This is a genomic window from bacterium, from assembly GCA_035281585.1.
GTDB lineage: Bacteria > UBA10199 > UBA10199 > DSSB01 > DSSB01 > DATEDP01.
On the sequence record DATEDP010000158.1, the window covers coordinates 1 to 3074 of the forward strand.

4 protein-coding genes are annotated in these 3074 nt (G+C 61.6%); 3 read left to right on the plus strand and 1 reads right to left on the minus strand.

The genetic code is table 11. The features are described 5' to 3' along the window. Both VJR29_14190 and VJR29_14195 read left to right on the plus strand, forming a co-directional pair. Nucleotides 1–367: RES family NAD+ phosphorylase (locus tag VJR29_14190; protein ID HKY64552.1), on the plus strand; the 367-nt coding region annotated here is incomplete at its 5' end. A 49-nt stretch (nt 368–416) separates the two neighbouring features. After that, nucleotides 417–725 (plus strand): HdeA/HdeB family chaperone, encoded by a 309-nt coding sequence (locus tag VJR29_14195; GenBank protein HKY64553.1) that lies wholly within the window; start codon nt 417–419, stop codon nt 723–725. On the opposite strand, the gene VJR29_14200 is transcribed toward VJR29_14195, so the two are convergent. Next, complete coding sequence (locus VJR29_14200) at nt 726–2534, minus strand: monovalent cation:proton antiporter-2 (CPA2) family protein (protein ID HKY64554.1); 1809 nt, start codon at nt 2532–2534, stop codon at nt 726–728. A gap of 42 nt (nt 2535–2576) precedes the next feature. On the opposite strand from VJR29_14200, the gene VJR29_14205 reads away from it, so the two are divergent. Then, nucleotides 2577–3056 carry a Mut7-C RNAse domain-containing protein gene (locus VJR29_14205; protein ID HKY64555.1) on the plus strand — a complete coding sequence of 160 codons (480 nt, stop codon included), beginning with the start codon at nt 2577–2579 and terminating at the stop codon, nt 3054–3056. Nucleotides 3057–3074 lie beyond the last annotated feature (18 nt).

Genomic DNA, 3074 nt, shown 5'->3' on the forward strand with positions numbered 1-3074 from the left:
GGCCGAAGGGCCAGTCTCGGTGCAGCGCCGAGTCCTGTCGCTGAAGGCGAAGACGGAGCGGGCGGTGGACTTGAGCCAGGAAAGCGGATTGGACGCGGCGAAATTGGTTTCGCAGGATGAATCGGGTTATCCCTACTGCCAGGGATTGGCCCGCCAGGCCTTGAAATTGGAAGCCCAATTGCTCCGCGCCCCTTCGGCTCGGCACGAGGGCGGCTTCTGCACGCCGATCTTCGACAAGACCGCGGTGGCCAAGGACGAGGGCCATCTCAAATACCTCCGCTGCACCCTCCATGCCGATGGGCGGGCCCAGGTCACCGCGGTCACCGAGGGTCAACCCCGGGAATATCGGGTCGTTTCGCCTTCATAAAGCTTGGCACTTCCGCTCCGAGCCTTTAGGATTCCACCAGGAGATCCTCATGAAAACACTGCTCACCGTTCTCGCCCTCTTCTTCGCCGGCAACGCGCTCGCCGCTCCCGCGGTGGTCTTCGGTCCCGGCGGCATGCCTTGCTCCAAATACAACCAAAGCACCGGCGCCGACAAAGACGCCTTCCGCTACTGGGGGCAGGGCTATCTTTCGGGAATCAACTCGATCAAGGGATTCGATTTAACGCGAGGCAAGGATCAAGCGACGGTTTTGACTTGGATCGACCAATACTGCATGAGCAATCCGACGAGCAGTTATAATGGAGCAGTGGATTCGTTGATATTGGAGATTAATAAGTAGTCAAATTTCCGACTTCTGCACATCCCCCCTCAACACCTCCTCCAACTCCGCCCGACTAAGCTGCGTAAAGTCCACCAAGGCCGGCTCATCTTCAAAGAACTCAAACGACTTCCGCAACGCCGCCTCGTCGTGCAGTCGGAACTTGTCGGCCTTGGCGCGGATCTCCTCCCGCTTGCCGCCGAGGAAGGCCATGATGTCCTCGCCCATCGTCAAGGCCGACTCGAAGGTCTCGCGCTTGATATAATCCACCCCCACCTTGCTCAAGTCGTAGGCGTGGCGGCGGTTGCGGGCCCGGGCGAAGATCTTGAGCTTGGGGAATTCGAGCCGGGCCACTTCGGCGATCTTTAAAGTCGCCTCGTCGTCGTCCACCGCCACCACCAGCACCTTGGCCCGGGCCGCGCCGGCGGCGCGGAGCGTCTCCACCCGGGCGGCGTCGCCGAAATAAGCCTGATAGCCGAATTTGCGGAGCGACTCGACCTGCTCGGGATCGTTGTCCAGCATCGTGACCTCCACCCCCTGCCCCATCAGGAAGCGGCCGACGATCTGGCCGACCCGGCCGAAGCCGGCGACGATCACCGGATTGTTCTCGTCCATCTGGTCGAAATCCCGCTCCGGCAGCAGGCTCATGAAGCGCCGGACCAAACTGCGGCTGTAGAACTCCATCAGGAGCGGCGTCGTCGCCATCGAAAGGGCCACCAAGAGCGTCAGAAACTTGACCTGCTCCGGCGGCAAAACCCGAAGGCCGCCGGCGAATTGCAAGAGGACGAAGGCGAACTCCCCGCCCTGGCTCAAGGCCAAGGCGAAGCCGAGGCCCTGCTGCGCCTCCAAGCCGAACAGCCGCCCCAGCCCGAACAGCAAAATGGCTTTGACCGCGACCAAGAAACCCAAGGCGGCCAAGAGCTTGAGCGGCTCATCGAGCAAGAGGCCGAAATCCATCCCCATCCCGACCGTGATGAAAAAGAGGCCCAGCAAAAGCCCCTTGAAGGGCTCGATGTCAGCCTCCAGGGTCCGGCGATATTCGGAGCTGGCCAAGACCACCCCGGCCAGAAAAACGCCCAAGGCCGGCGAGACGCCGACCAGCTGCATCAGCAGGGCGATCCCGATCACCAGGGCCAGCGAGGTCGCGGTGAAAAGCTCGCGGAGCTTGGCCTTGGCGATGACCCGAAACAGATAGGGCGAGAGATAGCGCCCAGCCACGATCACGAGGGCGATGGCGCCGGTCACCGCCAGAGTTTGGGCCCAGCCCGGCAAGTGGCTCAGCATGTGGGGATGGGGCGCCTCGGCGGCGCCGGAAATCCCGGCGAGCAAGGGCATCAGGATCAAGATCGGGATCACCGCGATGTCCTGGAAGAGGAGCACCGAAAAAGCCGTCTCGCCCAAGGGGGTCTTGAGCAGGTTCTTCTCCTGCAGGATCTGCAAGACCAAGGCGGTCGAGGAAAGGGCGAGCGCCATCCCCGCCGCCAAGCTCATCCGCCAATCGTAGCCCAGCAAATGGCCAATCCCGCCGAAGGCCAGCGCCGTCGCCGTCACCTGCAAGCTGCCCATCCCCAAGATCGACTTGCGCATCCGCCAGAGCCGCGCCGGATCGATCTCCAGCCCGATGACGAAGAGCATCATGACGACGCCGAATTCGGCGAAGCTCATCACCTTCTCGCTGTCGCCGATCAGCTTGAGCCCGAAGGGACCGATCAAGACCCCCGCGATCATGAAGCCCAGCACCGCGCCGAGCTTGAAATGGCTGACCAAGGGCACCACCAGGCAGGCCGCGGCCAGGAAGATGAAAACGTTGAAAAGCAGCGCGCTATCCATGGGATGGCAGCCATTACCACTTCTTTGCGCTAATATCGAGGGGTGCGTTTCATCGCCGACGAGATGCTGGGCAAACTGTCCCGGTGGCTGCGAATGGCCGGATTCGACGTGGCCTATCGCCGGCAAATCCCCGACGAGGACCTATTGGAATCGGCCCGGGCCGAATCGAGAGTCCTCCTCACCCGGGACACCCGCCTCATTCAACGCTGCGATCCCGAGCAAAGCCTCTTCATCGGCCATGATCTGCTGGCCGACCAGCTCCAGGAATTCTTCCAGCGCTTCCCGGAGTTGAAATCGCAAGTCGTCCCGCTGAGCCGCTGCGTGGAATGTAACGCCCTCCTCCGGCCGATCGCCAAGGAGGAAATCCGGGAAAAGGTCTGGCCCTACGTCTACCAACATCAGGAGCGCTTCACGACCTGTCCCGATTGCCATCGGGTTTATTGGGAGGCGACCCATGTTGCCAAGATTCGGGAGAAGCTTCATCAGCTGATTTTTGATTCTGAAGAAACCTTCCCCCTTTGAAAAAGGGGGATCGAGGGG

What these genes read in the sequence shown, in the direction of transcription:
- VJR29_14195 (HKY64553.1), top strand. Translation starts at nt 417, where the DNA reads ATGAAAACACTGCTCACCGTTCTCGCCCTCTTCTTCGCCGGCAACGCG.
- VJR29_14200 (HKY64554.1), bottom strand. Translation starts at nt 2,534, where the DNA reads ATGGATAGCGCGCTGCTTTTCAACGTTTTCATCTTCCTGGCCGCGGCC.